Origin of the sequence: Campylobacter sp. 2018MI01 (assembly GCF_018501205.1) — a bacterium.
GTDB lineage: Bacteria > Campylobacterota > Campylobacteria > Campylobacterales > Campylobacteraceae > Campylobacter_E.
This window is the reverse complement of sequence record NZ_JAHCZE010000007.1, coordinates 35,983-54,081: the sequence shown is the minus strand read 5'-3', so window position 1 is coordinate 54,081 and position 18,099 is coordinate 35,983. Positions and strand designations below refer to the sequence as shown.

Annotated in this window: 12 protein-coding genes and 1 other RNA gene; 4 read left to right on the top strand and 9 right to left on the bottom strand. The window is 27.9% G+C overall.

Annotated elements, in window-relative coordinates; translation table 11 throughout:
• Window positions 1–683 precede the first annotated feature (683 nt).
• The gene (locus tag KJQ97_RS02605) at window positions 684–902 is read right to left on the bottom strand and encodes an XRE family transcriptional regulator (protein ID WP_214117584.1); all 219 of its coding nucleotides are present in this window, start codon (window positions 900–902) and stop codon (window positions 684–686) included.
• A gap of 294 nt (window positions 903–1,196) precedes the next feature.
• On the opposite strand from KJQ97_RS02605, the gene KJQ97_RS02600 reads away from it, so the two are divergent.
• Window positions 1,197–1,520, top strand: a complete 324-nt coding sequence (locus KJQ97_RS02600; RefSeq protein ID WP_214119866.1) for a hypothetical protein — start codon at window positions 1,197–1,199, stop codon at window positions 1,518–1,520.
• Between the two features lie 163 nt (window positions 1,521–1,683).
• Here KJQ97_RS02600 and ssrA read toward each other — a convergent pair.
• From ssrA to rho, 3 genes are all read right to left on the bottom strand, one after another.
• Window positions 1,684–2,035, bottom strand: a transfer-messenger RNA (tmRNA) gene (gene ssrA, locus KJQ97_RS02595).
• 383 nt (window positions 2,036–2,418) lie between these two features.
• Window positions 2,419–4,161, bottom strand: coding sequence for a DNA polymerase III subunit gamma/tau (dnaX, locus tag KJQ97_RS02590; protein WP_214119865.1), 1,743 nt, complete (start codon window positions 4,159–4,161; stop codon window positions 2,419–2,421).
• A 1-nt stretch (window position 4,162) separates the two neighbouring features.
• Window positions 4,163–5,482 (bottom strand): transcription termination factor Rho, encoded by a 1,320-nt coding sequence (gene rho / locus KJQ97_RS02585; protein WP_214118675.1) that lies wholly within the window; start codon window positions 5,480–5,482, stop codon window positions 4,163–4,165.
• A gap of 87 nt (window positions 5,483–5,569) precedes the next feature.
• On the opposite strand from rho, the gene KJQ97_RS02580 reads away from it, so the two are divergent.
• Window positions 5,570–7,909 carry a heavy metal translocating P-type ATPase gene (locus KJQ97_RS02580; RefSeq protein ID WP_214119864.1) on the top strand — a complete coding sequence of 780 codons (2,340 nt, stop codon included), beginning with the start codon at window positions 5,570–5,572 and terminating at the stop codon, window positions 7,907–7,909.
• 13 nt (window positions 7,910–7,922) lie between these two features.
• Here KJQ97_RS02580 and KJQ97_RS02575 read toward each other — a convergent pair whose 3' ends face one another.
• Both KJQ97_RS02575 and KJQ97_RS02570 read right to left on the bottom strand, forming a co-directional pair.
• A complete protein-coding gene (locus KJQ97_RS02575; protein WP_214119863.1) occupies window positions 7,923–9,926 on the bottom strand; it encodes an ATP-dependent helicase in 2,004 nt (667 codons plus the stop codon).
• Complete coding sequence (locus tag KJQ97_RS02570; RefSeq protein WP_214119862.1) at window positions 9,919–11,676, bottom strand: LTA synthase family protein; 1,758 nt, start codon at window positions 11,674–11,676, stop codon at window positions 9,919–9,921. The genes KJQ97_RS02575 and KJQ97_RS02570 overlap by 8 nt, the downstream gene beginning before the upstream one ends.
• Window positions 11,677–11,879: 203 nt before the next feature.
• Between KJQ97_RS02570 and KJQ97_RS02565 the strand changes: the two genes are divergently transcribed.
• A complete protein-coding gene (locus KJQ97_RS02565) occupies window positions 11,880–14,489 on the top strand; it encodes a valine--tRNA ligase (RefSeq protein WP_250325846.1) in 2,610 nt (869 codons plus the stop codon).
• Window positions 14,490–14,492: 3 nt separating this feature from the next.
• On the top strand, window positions 14,493–15,320 hold the full coding sequence (gene purU, locus KJQ97_RS09805) for a formyltetrahydrofolate deformylase (RefSeq protein WP_250325845.1): 828 nt from the start codon (window positions 14,493–14,495) through the stop codon (window positions 15,318–15,320).
• Between the two features lie 137 nt (window positions 15,321–15,457).
• Here purU and KJQ97_RS02560 read toward each other — a convergent pair whose 3' ends face one another.
• From KJQ97_RS02560 to KJQ97_RS02550, 3 genes are read right to left on the bottom strand one after another with little or no spacing between them, the layout of a single operon-like run.
• On the bottom strand, window positions 15,458–16,099 hold the full coding sequence (locus KJQ97_RS02560) for a hypothetical protein (RefSeq protein WP_214119861.1): 642 nt from the start codon (window positions 16,097–16,099) through the stop codon (window positions 15,458–15,460).
• A gap of 9 nt (window positions 16,100–16,108) precedes the next feature.
• Window positions 16,109–17,122 (bottom strand): Cj0814 family flagellar-dependent secreted protein, encoded by a 1,014-nt coding sequence (locus KJQ97_RS02555; protein WP_214119860.1) that lies wholly within the window; start codon window positions 17,120–17,122, stop codon window positions 16,109–16,111.
• Between the two features lie 15 nt (window positions 17,123–17,137).
• Complete coding sequence (locus KJQ97_RS02550) at window positions 17,138–18,073, bottom strand: hypothetical protein (protein ID WP_214119859.1); 936 nt, start codon at window positions 18,071–18,073, stop codon at window positions 17,138–17,140.
• Window positions 18,074–18,099: the final 26 nt, after the last annotated feature.

The following is an 18,099-nucleotide window of genomic DNA, read 5'->3' as shown; positions in this document are numbered from 1 at the left end:
CTAAAGAATTGTCTAAAAACCTAGCAAAAATCGGCGAAAACACTTATTTTTAAAGTTAAAAACCATAAAAAATAAATTTTTCCTTTCGGTGGGGGGGCGGCGAATTTTTAAAAGCGTAAAAAAAATCTGATGTGGCGAGTTTATAAAATATGCTTTTAAATTAACAAAAACATATCTAAAATCGTTTTAGATATAAAATTAGTATCTTAAGTATGTTTTAGTAAAGATTTTTGATTTTAAGCGTAATTTTGAAAGATTTAAATCATCCAATTGCTTATAAAAGCTTTCACTCTTATAAGCATTAAAACCGCACCGCAGTTTTTTTGGATTGATTTTGCCTTAAGCTAAAGCTAAGCAGTGCAAGTTTATAATGCCTTTAGGTTTTTTTGAATTGTGCTTTACTTAGAAACTTTTTAAAGTTTTAAGTAAAGCGATTACAAGAATTAAAAATAAAATATATTCTATCATCTTTAATCCACCATATCTTTCCACCCAAAAAAACAAAAATTAAAAATAATTTTTAAATCATCTTTAACTCTTAAGCTTTAGCAAAAGACACAAGTATTTTACCAATTTTTCCTTAAAAAAATTTAAATAATTAATCGTTTGTTAATTTTTTTGTGGTATGTGGGGTGGCGAATTTAAATTCTTAAAAAATAAAGAATTTAAATTCAGAATTAGGATTATTTTTTATCAATTTCTAAAAGCTTATCGTTTATTATTTTTTCATACTTCATAGCTTTTTCATAGTAATAAATAAATGCTTCAACCCAAGCAGGTGCTTCTTTTCCATCTCTATGCCAACCATAAAGAGTACTTACAGGCAATTTTACAATTTCAGCAAAATCGTTTATTGTTAGTTTTAATTCTTTTAATTTTAATAAAAAATCTTTTTTTGTCATTTCTACTCCTTAAAAAAAAATTATGAAGATAATAGCATTTTTATATATATTTGTCAAATTACAAAATATTTTTTTGTAAATAACAAATAATTAAGTTTAATTTAAGAATATTATGTTACATTTCGCTTATATTTAGTTAAATACAAAATAAAAATAAGTAAATTACTAAATAATTACAAACGAAAGGAGACTAACCAAATGCCATAAAAAAACAAAAAAAAGATTTTAAAACGGATAAAAAACAAGTTGCTTTAAAAAACCAAAAAACCAAAAAAAATTAAAAGGATAAAAAAAATGAATTATTTAGATAGAACTAAATTAAGCGTAGAAACAAGACTAGCAAGAGAGATTAAACAAGAACTTGCAAATAAAGGCACTAATTCAAAAGTAGCTAAAAAGTTTTTAAAGTTTTTCACTCAAAACAAGTTAAACATTTGCGAGTATCAAAAAGCAAATGGGTTTAATTTACATCAAGTGCTAAAAGCTGAAAAACTGATAAACACTGATTTAATGGTAATTTTTAACGATGAGATATTTATTGAAAACATCTCATCTTTAAAACCAGACGAAAACATAGAAAATCATATGTTTTCAGCAATCAAAAGGCTTTTTGCTTAAGAGCCTTTTAGCCCTTGTTACGAGCAAGGGCTTTTATTTTAAGTAAAAATTATAAATAAAAGGATAAAAAATGTAAAACTTGTTAAAATAATAATATTATATAAATTAGATTAGTTTTTATATATATCTAATTAGCTTTAGAAAAGAATGGAAAAAATAAGAATGGTGGAGCTGTGGAGATTTGAACTCCAGTCCAAAACTAGCTCAAAACCAGCGTCTACATGCTTAGTAGGCTGCTTAAATTCATTTTTGCCAAGTGCAGCTTACGACTTTAGCAAAAACTAAGGCTTTTATTTTATTTAAAGTCTAGCCAAAGCTTTAAACTAGCTTGAATGATGACCCGCTAATGCTATTACAAGCTTTAAGCATCGCAGGGCTCAACTGAACTTACGCAGCGTAAGCGTAAGCAGGAGCTAATTCTTTTTTGTTTGCGTTTAATTTTAATTTAGCGTTTAACGTAGCAACACGGCATGCAGCTAATCCCTTACTAATCCTGTCGAAACCTAGTCAGCCCCAAGAAAAGTAAAGTTGTGATTATATCAAATTAACATTATTTTTCAAGGTCTATTTTCACTTAAAGGTCCTAAAGCATTTGTAATTAAATCTAATTTTTTCTTAATTTCTAATTGTTCTTTACTTAATTTTAAATGCTCTATTTCTAAATTTATATTTTTTTCTTCAATATTTTCAGGCTCTATTACAAATTTAGATAATTCTAATTCGCCTAAATGCCTAGATATATTAAAATCTTGCTCTTTATTAAACTCATTAGCCTTATTTTCTAAATCAATACTACTTTGAAAATCTGGCTCTATTACAAATTTAGATAATTCTAATTCGCCTAAATGCCTAGATATATTAAAATCTTGCTCTTTATTAAACTCATTAGGTTTAGTTTCTAATGAAGTTTTTTTTTATCTAGCTCTGCATTGATTATTTTTGCATTTTTAGTTTTAAAAAACGCACTACATTTAGCTAAAACATTTTTAATATTATCTCTTAAAATAACCTTTTCTTTCTCATTATAAGGCGGCATTACATGTAATTCTAAAGTATCATTTTCTATTTTAATTTTTACTAATGATTCAAATAAAATATTTTGAAGTTCAGGTTCGTATTGCTCTAAAATATCATCTGGTATTTCATAAATATTATCTTCGTCTTCAAAAGCCATATTAGAATCTAAAAAATCATCGCTTTGATACTCAGGATATTTAATCTCTTCTTCATAAGTATTGTAATTATTTTGAAATTCCTGTTTTAAATTCTTATTTGAATTATTTTCAAAATTAGTATTATTTATTTTAGGATAATTACTTTCTTCTTTTATTGCTTCATTTTTTACATTTTGTTTCGTTAAATCACTAATTAAAACTAATTTTGCATCATTAAAGATACTAGCAAATACATTCTTTACAACGCTTGTGTAATATTGTTTAAAATACTGCTTATCTTCTTCATTTTTAGGGTTTATTTTAATACAAAACTCACTACCATCAAAACTCACAAAAGAAGCACATTCTTTAAATATTTCTCCTAATTTATAATCTCTTTTAGCAATCATAGTTACAAAATTTAAGTAATCTTGCTCGTTTTTATTTATATTTTCTACTTTTAAATCTTCATCTATGCTTTTTAATTTTGTAGCGTCTTTTAACATAAATGCTAAAATGTATAAAATAAATTCATCATCATCGCTAATCTTTGTCATATTTTTAGCCTTTGCTAAAATATGAAAAAATCTATCGTATAAAATTAAAGAAAAATTTGGATTTTTATTAGCAAAACTATCTTTTAAAAAAGAACTCATCTCATCAATTACTACACTTGCTTCATAAGATTTAGCAAGTTCTAAAAATCTAAAAATACCATTATCATTTGAGCTTAAAACATCAGCAAAAAATTGCTTTATAATATTTGGCTCTATTAAACCTAGCATTAAAGCTATGCTTTCTTTATTAAGTTTTCTTTGAGAATAAATTATGCCTTGCTCTAATAAAGTAAGACTATCTCTTAAAGACCCGCCACCGCTTCTAGCAATAAGAGTTAAAGCTTCTTTTTCATAAGGAATTTGCTCATTTGCTAATATAAATTCCATTCTACTCACAATATCTTGTAAAGGAATTTTTTTAAATCTAAAATGTAAAACCCTGCTTAAAATAGTAGCTGGTAATTTATGCACATCGGTTGTTGCTAAAATAAATTTAACATGACTAGGTGGTTCTTCAAGTGTTTTTAAAAGCGCATTAAAGGCTTCACGAGTAAGCATATGCACTTCATCAATTATAAAAATCTTAAATCTTGAATGAAGTGGTGCATATTTTGTATTTTCTATTAAATCTTGAATACTATCAATACCACGATTACTAGCCGCATCAAGCTCATAAATATCTATTCCATCATTACTAACGCAACTAGCACACATTCCGCAAGGTTTTGAGCTAATCCCACGCTCACAATTTAGTGCTTTTGCTAATATCCTAGCAGAGCTAGTCTTTCCACTCCCGCGAAGACCAGAAAAAAGATAAGCATTAGCTATGTTTTTACTATCTAGTGCATATTTTAAACTCTTACTAACAGCACTTTGCCCTACTAAATCATCGTAATTTTTTGGACGATATTTAAGTGATAAATTTTGCATATTATTCATTTAATCCTGACAATAATTCTTCATTATTTTGAGTTTTTAGCATTTTTGCATATAAAAATTTAAGTGCTTCTACATCTTCCATAGAATTCATAGCTGAACGAATTGCCCAAATCTTAGGTAAGTTAATTGGCCCTTGTAATAATTCTTCTTTTCTCGTTCCACTCTTTGTAATATTTATAGCTGGATATATTCTTCTATCTGAAATATTTCTATCAAGAACGATTTCGCTATTTCCTGTTCCTTTAAACTCTTCAAAAATCACATCATCCATTCTTGAACCCGTATCAATTAAAGCAGTTGCAACTATTGTTAAGCTTCCACCATGCTCAATATTTCTAGCAGCTCCAAAAAATCTTTTTGGCTTATGAAGTGCATTTGCATCAACACCACCACTTAAAACCTTACCACTACTAGGAGTTGCAGTATTATAAGCACGAGCAAGTCTTGTGATACTATCAAGTAAGATTATTACATCTTTACCCATTTCTACTAAACGCTTAGCTTTTTCAATCACAAGTTCAGCCACACGCACATGATTTAATGCAGGTTGATCAAATGTAGAGCTAAAAACTTCACCTTTTACACATCTTTGCATATCAGTTACTTCTTCAGGTCGCTCATCAATTAAAAGCACTATTAGTTGGCTTTCAGGATGATTTTTAGCAATTGCAGTTGCTAATTCTTTCATTAATTCAGTTTTTCCTGTTCTAGGTGGTGCTACTATTAATCCACGCTGACCTTTTCCAATAGGTGTGAATAAATCAAGCACCCTACCCGTTAGCTTTAAAGGGTCGTATTCAAGTTGTAATTTTTCTGTTGGAAAAATTGGAGTTAAGTTATCAAATAAAGCTCTTTTTTTAGCTTCTGCTAAAGGCAAATAATTAATCGCTTCAATTTTCAAAAGTGCATAATATTTTTCTTGTTCTCTTGGCTCTCTTACTTGACCTGTTACGATATCACCCACTCTTAAAGCAAATTTTTTAATCTGTGAATTACTAACATAAGCATCGTTTGCACTATCGCTTAAATTCGCATCCATAGCTCTTAAAAAGCCGTAACCTTCTTGGTTAATCTCTAAAATACCTGTAAAGAGTATAAAACCACCTTTTTTTGTTTGAGCTTTTAATATTTCAAACATTAGCTCTTGTCTTCTAAATTCCATCGGATTTTCAACACCAGCTTCGTTTGCGATTTCTATTAGTTTTTCAAGAGTTAGTAGTTTTAATTCTTCTATTTTATATCCATCTACTGGAATATGCTTTTTTTGATTTTTTTTATCTTGCTTTTGTTCTGTTTGTATATCTTTATCCATTGATTTCCTTATTTGTAAAAAACGAAGTATTAAAAATTATTTTATAAATTAAAAATAAAATTGTCAATAAAATTAAAGGAAATTATCTTGAAGTGCTCTCATTGTAAAATAGATTTTGATAAAAATAGTATGATTTTTCAAGGCAATAACGCATTTTGCTGTAATGGTTGTAAAAATGTTTTTAATCTCATAAATGAAAATAATTTAGAAGATTTTTACAAAAATGCTTCAAATTTATCTAAAATTAATGAGCAAATTTCTTATGATGAGAACTCTTTTTTCATAGAAAAAGAAAATAATTATGAAAAAATTTTAATTTTAATAGATAATTTACATTGCGCAGCTTGTGTATGGCTTATTGAAAAAATGCTGCTTAAAAATGAAGGTGTATTAGAAATTAATATAAATTATCAAACAAAAAGAGCAAGTATAGAATATAATCCTAATAAAACTAAAGCAAAAGATATATTAAATATAATAATATCTCTAGGCTATATCCCACTAGCTTACAATCCAAATACAACAATGAAAGCTAAAAGAACTCATATTGAGTTTTATTCAAAACTAATTGTAGCAATTGCTTGTGTTATGAATATTATGTGGCTTAGTATCGCAAGATATGCTGGGTATTTTTCTAGTATGGAGCAAAGCGTTCAAGATATTATTAATTTTGCTGAATTTGTTTTATGTACTCCTGTGCTTTTTTATAGTGCTTCATCTATGTTTAAGAGCGCAATTTCTGCTTTAAAAAATAAGATTTTAAATATGGATTGTCTAGTTACTTTTGGGGCTAGTTTGGTTTATATTTATAGTATTTATGCTATGTTTGCAAGACTTTCTTATGTGTATTTTGATAGCGTAGCTATGATAATTTGCTTTGTTTTTATAGGTAGATTTTTAGAACAATTATCATATAAACAAGCTTTAGAAAATATTGATTTTTTAAGTGATTTATTAAACGCTAGTGTAAATATTGTTAAAAATGACAAAATAGAAAAAATAAGCGTTACTAAAATAAAAAAAGATGATGTAATTAGAGTGTTTTTAGGGGATAAAATCTTAATAGATGGCACTTGCAAAAGCTTACAAGCTAGATTAAATCTAAGTGCTATTACAGGAGAGAGTGAATTAGTTGATATTAAGCAAGGAGATTTTATAAAAAGTGCTAGCGTGGTTGAATGTGCTAGTTTTGATTACATAGCAAATTGCACTTTTCAAGATAGCTATATTAATAAACTTGCAAAATTACTAAATAAAACCAAAAAATCAAACCTAGAAAAACTAACTGATAAAATTGGTGTTTATTTTTGTTATGCGATTTTTAGCATTGCGTTTTTGTGCTTTTTATATAATATGAGCGATATTCAAGAAGCAATTATTAGAAGCGTTAGTTTATTAATTATTGCTTGTCCTTGCGCTCTTGCACTTAGCGCTCCTGTTGGAAATCTTTTATGCTTACACGAAGCTTTAAAGCTTAAAGTATTATTTAAAAACTCAAATTATATTGAAAATCTTAGCAAAATTGACATAGCTGTATTTGACAAAACTGGGGTTTTAACAAAATCAAAATTAGAATTATTAAGCCAAATAAATCTAAATGATTATGAAAAAAGCATTTTAAAAGCAATTTTAGATAAAAATAATCACTTCATAGCAAGTTCGCTAAATGAATATATAAAAGATACTAAGCCTAGTTTAAAAGACTTTAAGCTCACGCAATTAAGCGGCTTAGGAGTGATTGCAGAATTTGAAAATGATAAATACTATCTAGGCTCTGCAAAATTATTAAATAGTCATAATATTAATGCAAATTCTAAAAACGAAACTGAAATGTTTTTTGCTAAAAATGATGAGATTTTAGAGCATTTTGTATTTTCTAATCAATTAAATGATGATGCTTTAGAGCTAATAAATTATTTTAAAAAGCAAAATATAAAAGTAATAATGCTATCAGGAGATAAGCAAAAGCCTTGCGAAAAAATAGCAAAAGAACTACAAATTGATGATTTATATAGTGAATGCTTGCCCGAAGATAAGCTTAAAATAATTCAAAATCTTAGTAAAACTAATAAAGTCTTAATGGTAGGTGATGGCATAAATGACGCACTAGCTTTAAAATTAGCATTAGTATCAATTAGCTTTAAAAACGCTACTAATTTAGCCCTTAATTCAAGTGATATAATTATGCTTGATAATAAATTAATAGGCATTAAAAACTCTCATTTATTAGCAAAAAGAACTTATAGACTAATAAAAACAAACCTAGCATTAAGCTTTTTATACAATATAATTAGCATTCCACTAGCTTTTATGGGGCTTATAAATCCATTAATTGCTAGCATTTTTATGTCGCTTAGCTCAATTTGTGTGATACTTAATTCTATAAGAATTAAAAATTATGCTAAAAAAATAAAGAATTTAAAATAAGGTTTAAATTCTTTTAATTTTTCTTACCTTCATCAATAAAAATTGAGCGTATTGCGTCTGTTTTATCATCTTCTTTTTGCCTTTTAGCCCAGCTCATAATAAGTTCATCTTTTGCCCTTGTAAGTGCTACATAAAATAATCTTCGCTCTTCATCAATACCCCCAGCACTTTTGCTAAGCTTTAGATTTGGAAACCTACCTTGCGCTAAGTCAATCAAATAAACAATTTCAAATTCCAAACCTTTACTAGCATGAACGGTTAAAAGCTGAACTCCTTTAGTATTTTCATAATCAATATTTAAAATAGTTTTTTCATAAAATTCTTTAAAAGTATTATAGTTTTTCGCATCGTCTAAAATATATTTACAATTATTTTTAATATTTTCTAGCTTTTGCTCTTTTATCTCATTTACTATTTTTGCACCTTTAAAAGAACGCTTAGCTGCAAGATTATTGATAATCAAGCTAAAAATCTTAGATGAATAAGCATTGTTTAATAAAACGCTAGGATTATCAATATTTTCATTTTCTTTTAAGAATTTATAAAGTTCTTCAAGAAAGGTTACATTATCAAATTTTAATTCTTTTAACAATAAAACAGGATTATTTTTAAACTCGGTTGCTAAAAAGCTAAACTCACTTTGCTTAGCTTGATTTTGAGTGCTTGCAAACAGACCAAAAGCCTCATCGCTTTTAGCTAAAAAATCGTAATTATCTTTTTTAATAGGTCTTAAAATACCTTCTAATAAAGAGCCATTTCCTAATTCTAAAAATGCTTTATAAATAATATTTACCTTAGCATTTCCAACGCCTTTACTCTCTAATAAAATCCCTAAAAAGCTTAAAATATCACTATTTTTATTAGTTAAATTAGCTAGATTTATAAGAGTATTTATTTCTTTTAATTCATAAAAACTACTGCCACCTTTTCTAGCTATTTTAATACCCTTTTGCTTTAGGCTTCTTTCCATTAAATCACCACTTGAATTATTGCGATAAATCACTGCAATATCAGCTCTATTATTTGCTTCAAGTTTGCTTAAAATATCATTGGCAATGAATTCATATTGTTCGTTTGCTAGATTAAAACTATGTAATTTAATAGGTTTTGTAGCTTCTTTTCTAGTTACGATTAGCTCTTTTGGATATAGCCTTTCGTTTTTTGTAATAACCCTATTTGCAAATTCTAAAATATTACTAACACTTCTATAGTTTTTATTAAGTGAATAAATTCTAGCATTTTTATATCTGTCTTTAAAACTTCCAATTATTTCTATATTTGCCCCATTAAACGCATAAATGCTTTGGTCATAATCTCCTACGCAAAAAAGAGATTTTTTAGGGATTGAGTCTAAAATCGCACTTTGAAGATTATTTGTATCTTGATATTCATCTACTAAAACTTCATAAAAAGGCTCATTTTTATAATCATTTGTGAAAAAATCCTTAGCATTTAGTAATAAATCATCAAAATCATAATAATTATGAGCTTTTTTTTGTTCTTCGTATTCGCTTAAAACTTTGCAATAAAAATTAATATTATCGCCTTGCTCTTCATAATTAGCCTTCAAATATCCACGAAAATCATCAACTAAATTAGTATTATTAAACCTTGAATAAATATCGGCTAAATATGAATAATCAAACAAATCATCTTTATTAGGAGAATATTTTTCGTAAATACTTTTTAGCAAGGCTCTTAATTCACTATTTCGCTTAAGCTGAATATTTTTATGCTTTTTAAGATATTCAAGACTAATTGCGTGAAATGTCCCACTTACAATGCCTTTTATCTTGCTTGAGCCGAGTTTTTTTTCAAGTCTTGCTATCATTTCACGAGCGGCTTTGTTTGTAAATGTAAGTAGCATAATGCTATTTGCTTTAGCACCATCATTTAATAATTTTTCTATCCTTGCAACTATTGTGCTTGTCTTTCCTGTTCCTGCACTTGCTATTATCAAATTACTACCTAAACTAGTATTAACCGCCGCAAATTGTTCATCATTTAATCTATTCAATTATGTTTCCTTTATAAACTAAATACCAAGAAAGTGCTTGAGCCATTCTCAAATACCCCCCCCCGCTAGTTATTTTTCCATTTTCAAATTCTATTTCAAAACCATATTTATTAGTAGCTAAAATTTCCTTTTTTTCTAACGAAAAACAAGGACTTCCGAAACTAAAATATTCATAACCTTTAGGGGCGATTAGGTTTATAATACTAGCACTTATATCAAGATGATTTGTTATCTTACAAGTTGGATAAATCTTAGCCTTTGGATAATACATTATAACAGGTACTGAATGGGTGATAAATAAATCATTGCTATCATCTATATTAAATCTACCATAATGATCACCCGTAATTACAAAAAGACTATCAGGCTCATTTTGTGCTGTTTTTTCTATCCAATTTACTAAAGTCTTTTGATACCAATAAATGGTAGCTAATTCGTTTTTGTACTTTGTGCTTAATTTTTCTATCTTATCAAATGGGATAACAAAATCATTTTTTTGCATAAATGCTAAATCATAAATCTTGTGATTAGTAATAGTCATTAAAACATTAAAGCTATTATCTTTTGAGTTTTCAGCCAAGTACTCTAATGCCACATCATCCAATATTCCCATATCAGTATACAACGGTTCTTTTAGATTGTGTTTTCTTGCCCAAGTAATCATATTATCTTTATGATATTCATTTATGAAGCCTGTTTTTTTTCCAAGATCTCCTACATTACTCCAGTTTTTAGTATTTCCCATATAAAAAAATGATTTATATCCTATTTGGTTAAAATGACTAGCTAAAGAAGTTTTAGGGGTTATTATTTTGTTATAATAGTATAAATTATCCTCTTCATTAAAATATATACCCAAAAATTGTAATTGTAAACTTTGTGCTGTACCACTGGCATTCTCTAATGCTTTTATATATGTAGCTTTACTTTTGACAAAGTTTTGAATATCGCTAAAAAGCTCACTAAATTTATCATCCATCACCCAATCTGATAGGCTTTCGCTTATAATATAGTAAATTTTGCGTGGTTTTATAACTAATTCATCATTTTTTACACGCTTTATATATTCATACAAATTTATTTTGCCGTTGCAAGGATTTATGTCAAAAGATTTACATGCAGCTTCTTTTGGGGTACCTATATTAAAATAAGCAAAATCTATATTTTTTTTCTTCATTTCTTTTCTTACAGCTATAAAAAACCCTTTCATATGCCCTAATAGACTGCTTTGAAGTATATGATTGTCTTGTGCTTTTATAACGTCAAAAAGAATTTTTTGTGTAAATGAGAATTTTTGATTAATACCAAACAATACAAAACAAATTACAAATAAAAAACTGAAAGCTATTTGCTTGTAATTTAACTTTTTATCTTTCTTTATAGAAAATAAAAAATTGTGAAACTTATTTGCTAATAATATAAAAAGTAAAAAGATAATAGTAGCAGGTAAAATACCTAGATTATCGTTTATTGCTATACTTAATAGCTGACTCATTTCTTCATGTTTAAATAAAAATAAATTACTATCAAAATTACTTCTAAAAATACCAAAATATATAAAAAACATAAGATTTATAAAAGCAATAACAAATATCTCTATATTGAAAATAAACTTAGAAACAAACTTATTAAAATTAAATCTTAGCGTTAGTAAAGAAAATAAATAATAAGCCCCAATAAAGCCAGAGCAAAATTGTAAATCAAATCTCATGCCATCGTATATAGCAGTAAAAATATCTTTAGATTTCATTGTTTTTTCATAAAACATTATAATAAATGAAATTCTAAAGAAAAAACAAGTAAATAAGTAAAATATAAAAACTAAAAAAGAACGAATTAGCAAATTCATAATAACTACCTTTCTAAAATTAAAATCCAAAAAGTCTAGCAAAATAACCTAAAAATAAGCAAAAATTAATAAAATGGCAAAAAACACTAATTTAAGGATTATTTATGAGCGATTTTTACAATCCAAAAGAAATTGAAAAAGATTATTATGAATTTTGCAAACAAAAAGGCTATTTTGAAATAGATGGAAATAAAAACATTCAAGAAAATGGCAAAAACTTTGCAATTATGATGCCACCGCCAAATGTTACAGGTGTTTTACATATAGGACACGCACTTACATTTACCTTGCAAGACATTATTACAAGATATAAAAGAATGGATGGCTTTAAGGTGCTTTATCAACCTGGACTTGACCACGCAGGCATTGCCACTCAAAATGTAGTTGAAAAGCAACTATTAGCAAAAGGGATTAAAAAAGAAGAATTAGGCCGTGAAAAATTCATAGAAAAAGTATGGGAATGGAAAGAGCAAAGCGGTGGAGCTATAGTTAAGCAAATGCAAGCACTAGGCATTACCCCTGCCTTTTCAAGACTTCGTTTTACTATGGATGAAGGGCTTCAAAATGCTGTTAAAAAAGCTTTTGTGGACCTTTATAATAAAGGCTTAATAGAGCAAAATAACAGAATGATAAACTGGTGCACAAAAGATGGAGCATTAAGTGATATTGAGGTTGAATATGAAGAAAATAAAGGCAAACTTTATCATATAAGATATTTTTTAAATGATAAGGATTATTTAGTAGTTGCAACTACTAGACCTGAGACTTATTTTGGCGATACTGCCGTAATGATAAATCCTAATGATGAAAGATATAAGCACTTAGTTGGTAAAGAAGTTACGCTGCCTATTATAAATCGTAAAATAAAAATCATAGCTGATAGCCATGTTGATATGAGCTTTGGAACAGGAATTGTAAAAGTAACACCAGCTCACGATAATAATGACTATGAAGTAGGACTTAGACATAATCTAGAGTTTTTAACTATTTTTGATGAAAATGGGATTTTAAACGAGCATTGTGCTGAGTTTAAAGGACTTGAAAGACTTGAGGCTAGAAAAATAGTAGTTGATAAACTAAACGAATTAGGCTTTATTGAAAAAATTGAAGATTATGTAAATCAAGTTGGACATTGTTATCGTTGTAAAAATATCGTTGAGCCGTATATTTCTAAACAATGGTTTGTAAAAACCGACATTGCAACAAAAGTTATAGAAAAAGTAAATAATGGTGATGCTAAGTTTTATCCAGCTCATTGGATAAATAGCTTTAATGCTTGGTTAAGAGAATTACGCCCTTGGTGTATCAGCAGACAACTTTGGTGGGGACATCAAATTCCTGTTTATTATTGTGATGAGTGCGAACATATTCATGTAAGTGAAAGCAAGGTAGAAAAATGCGAAAAATGTGGCTGTGATAGTATCACTCAAGATAAAGATGTGCTTGATACTTGGTTTAGCTCGGGACTTTGGGCATTTTCAACTCTAGGTTATAACAATGGCGATTTTGGTAAAGGCACTTTATGGAATGAAAGCGATATAAAAGACTTTTATCCAAATTCGCTTTTAATTACAGGCTTTGATATATTATTTTTCTGGGTATGTAGAATGCTATTTCAAAGTGAAAATGAGCTAGGCGAAATCCCATTTAAAGATATCTACCTTCACGCACTTGTAAAAGATGAAAACGGACAAAAAATGAGTAAGAGTAAAGGCAATGTAATTGACCCACTTGATAGCATTGATAAATATAGTGCTGACATACTACGTTTTACTTTAGCACTTTTAGCCGTTCAAGGAAGAGATATAAGAATGAGTGAAGATAGAATGATTTTAGTTCGTAACTTCACAAATAAGCTTTATAATGCGGTAAATTTCTTACTACTTAAAGGTAAGGATTATAAGATACTAGGTAGCTATAAAACAACACTAGGTATTTATATAAACGCAGAATTTCAAAAATGCGTAAATGAAACTCGCAAAAACTTAGATGAATATAGATTTAATGATGCTGCTATGAATATTTATAAGTTTTTATGGGATGAGTTTTGTGATTATGGAATTGAGTTTAGCAAGGCTGATGAGAGTAGTATAGATGAGCTTGCTAGTGTGTTTTTAAACGCTATGAAATTGCTTAGTCCATTTATGCCATTTATTAGTGATTATTTATATCATAAATTAGGCAGCACAAGTATTTTTGAAAATGGCTCAATTATGGTAGAAAAGTACCCTAAAATAAATGAGATTTCAACCACTGAAGAGCAAATTATCAAAAACTACGAGCTTTGCAAAGAAGCGATTAATAGCCTAAGAAGTATCAAAAAAACAGCAAATATTACTGATAAAAATGCTCCGGCACAAATTATAAGCGAACATAAATTTGATGAATATTATCTAAAACTAATAGCAAAATTAGCTAAAGTAGGAGAATTAAGCCAAGATGAGAATCCTAAAGAAAGCTTTAGCGTAAATGTTAGCACGAACCTAAAAACCGCTATTTTTGTAGATAGCAAAGCACTTGATGAAATGAAAGCTAAGTTAGAAAATAGATATAAAAAAGTTCTAGCAGAATACGAAAAGCTAAACAAAATGCTAAGCAATGAAAAATTCGTAGCTAACGCACCAGCACAAGTTGTAGAACAAAACAAAATTGCTATGCAAAAAGCTGAAAACGAATTAAATGAAATAAAAGCTGAATTAAATAACATAGGATAAATTATGAATGAATATATCTTAAAAATCACTTGCCCTGATAAAAAAGGGCTTGTGGCTATTATCTCAAATGAGATTTATAAGGCGGGATTTAATATAGAAAGCAATAATGAATTTGTAAATAGCGATACAAATTCTTTTTATTTTCTAGCGATTTTAAGCTCAAGTGAAAGTGTAAAAGATGATTTTATAAATAATTTAAAACAGATTTTAAAAGACGCACAAATCACATTTAGCCCAAAAAGAAAGAAAAACATAATAATCCTAGCTTCAAAAGAGCTTCATTGTTTAGGTGATTTGCTACTTGCAAACTATGAAGATGAACTAAATGCGAATATCTTAAAAGTTATGGCAAATCACGATTTAAGCGATTTTGTGAAAAGATTTGATATAGATTTTAGCCTAATTGATACTAGCAAAGATAAAGAACTTTACGAGCAAGATATAATTCAAGAGATTAAAAAATACAATGTTGATTATATAGTATTAGCAAAATATATGCGGATTTTAAGCCCAAATTTTGTAAATACTTTTAAAGATAAAATCATCAATATTCATCATTCTTTTTTACCTGCATTTATCGGTGCAAATCCATATCTACAAGCTTATGAGCGTGGGGTTAAAATCATAGGAGCAAGTGCGCATTTTGTAACGGATAATTTAGATGAAGGGCCTATTATTTTTCAAGACATAGTTAGAGTAAATCACACTTATAATTCAAAAGATTTAAGAAAAGCAGGTAAAAAAATAGAAACTCTAGTGCTAAGAAATGCCCTTGAAAAAGTGTTTGATGATAAAGTATTTATTGCAGGTAATAAAACAATTATATTTTAAAAAATTTTGAAAATACAATTAGGGTTTAAGTTTTTAAACCTTAATTGTATTAAACTCCTTAGCTTATTAAACAAATATAATAATTTTTGATTAGTTTTAAAATTATGCTAATTTTTACGATTTTAAATTCTTTTAATCTAAACTTTTTTATCGTATAAATTCTCGCCATTTTTATAGGCTAAAAATATAGCCAACAAATCTCTTTCATCTTTAATATTTTGAATATTAATTTTGCTAAGTATTTCTTCCATACTTTCACGAGTGCTAGTGCCTTTTACTTCTATGGCTTCAAATGGTTTTTCTTTAGTTTGTTCTTCTTTTTCTTCTTGTTTAATTTCTTCTTTTGTATTTATTGCATTATTTCTTAAATTTTCTTTTTCTTTAACTCTAGCTTGTAATTCTTCAACGCTTGGCATTTTCTTACTATCTATATAACCTAAAGGAAAATCATCAGGCAAACCTAAAGATGGCATATTTAGTGAGTTTAGCGTTCTATCAAGCTCTTTTTTATCAATTTCTACCCAATTTTTCATAAATTCTTTGCTTATTTCTTCTACTAAATCAGGGTCTAATGCTCCAAACACACAATAACCTGCCTTTTCTCCAAGATTTAGATTTTTATCATTTATTGGATTGTAAGTCGGATCGTTTTCTAGCTTTTGCTGGGCTAGTTTAAGATATTCTAAACTAGCCCCATCATTTGCTTTATTTTGTGAGTTTTTATTATTAAGTGTATTTACATAAGTATTTGAAAAATTATTTACTCCATTAACCATCATAACAAATCCTTATACTTTCATATCAAATAAACTTATATTTTTTTGGCTGTATTGTAAAGCCACTTGCAAAAACTCTTCAAATGTTTCGTAATTATCTATATCTTTAGGAGCTTTTAGATTTTTACCACTTAGCATTTCATATAATAATTTTTGATATCGCTTCATAATACTTTCAAATTCTTTACCATCAAACCCATCTACATTTTGTAATTTTAATGAGCTAAGTTCTTTTGGCAAAGCTCCATAATTTAACCTATCCATAGGAGTAAATCTATCCTCTCCTATTTGCTTAGCATAATCAGTTCGCTCACCTTCTACCAAAAAATAATTACTACTAAGAGCTGCAATTAGTAAGCCACCTTTTGTATATTCGCTGTTTTCAGTTTTATAATGTTCTTCATGTGGATTCCAGCAAACTGAAGCAGAGTTTCTAAGCCATTTAGCGTAAATATTATCATCTCGTGTTTCATAATAATTAAAAACATTACCATCTGCACCAAAAATGGTTGATAATGAGTATGTGTCTTTGTGCTTTGAAAAAACATTAGAAAACTCTTTAGATTTAAAATAATTATTAAATTTGTCATCATTATCAAATATTTGAGTAACTTCTAAGGTGCTTTTTCTCATTTCATATAAATGTGGGGTGTTTGACAAAGTATCTTTAGAAAAACTATCGTTTGAGTTTAAAAATTCATCTCCTACAACTTGTCTTACAACATTATAAGCATTACCAACGCTTTTTGCTATATCAATTGATTTACAAATTTTATAAAGTGATATTGCATTTTCATTATGTTCTACTAAAGATTTTAAACTATCGCTATGTATTTTAAAATCTTCCGGAATACCTGCTGCTTTGTTAAAATCACTTGTAAAAAAGCCATCTTTATCAATTCCGTATCCTAATACTTCACCTACCTTTTTATCATCTGCTTTATTGTCTACTTTTTTAATCTCGTTATTTGTTTCTTTTTTGCTTATATTAGTTATTTGATATGTTGAATAAGAATTTATTTTCATAATTATTCCTTTATTTTAAATTCTTTTATCATATAAATTCTCGCTATCTTTATACGCCATTAAAATAGCTAATAAATCTCTTTCATCTTTGATATTTTGAATATCAAGTTTGCTAAGTATTTCTTCCATACTTTCACGAGTGCTAGTGCCTTTTACTTCTATGGGTTTTCTTTTTATATTCTCATCTTTTTCGGAATTTTCTTGTGAATATTTCTCTCCAAAATGTTTTTCATAACCATTTTGCTCTTTGTATAAATCAACTTCTATTTTTAAAGCCAAATAACCGATTTTAAATTCATCTAAATCATCAAGAGCAAATAAATCCATAAGCCTATCCATAAAGCCACCACTCCCACAAAAGACATCTCCTAGCTTTATATTGCCTTGAGAAAATCTGCTTAGATAAAACTCAGGCACGCTAGTATCTCCAAAATTTGTATCATTAGTAGCAAATCTAACGCCCACAATCTCGTTTTGCTTTAAAAACTCTAAAAGTTTTAAATCGTTTTTAATAAATGCTTGATTATAAATATTATTAGCTTTTGTATTTATTTGTAAAGCGTCTAGCTTAGAAAGAGCCTTTTTGTCATCGTTTTCGTTGAAAAATGCAGGGTGTAAAGAATTAATCACTTTTACCATTTCTTCAGCTCCGACACTCTTGCCCGTTTCTATCCAGTATTCTCGCTCTTTTTTACTCATTCCATAAAAAAGCATACCTTCCATAAACTCGCTTTCAAGCATAGCGTGAAGCTCTGGATGCTTAGATTTATTTACACCCAAAAGTATTCTTTGCGTATTATTTGGCTCATAAGTTCCACATTCATCTTGTGGAACATCTTTTAATAAATTCATAACTTGTTCTTTTAGATTATCTTTAGGAGTTTGAGTGGTTGGAATTTGATTTTTAATATTTGTTTGATAATTTATATAATTGTTATTTGTTATTTGCATTTTAAACCCCCGTTATTTTTCTATAT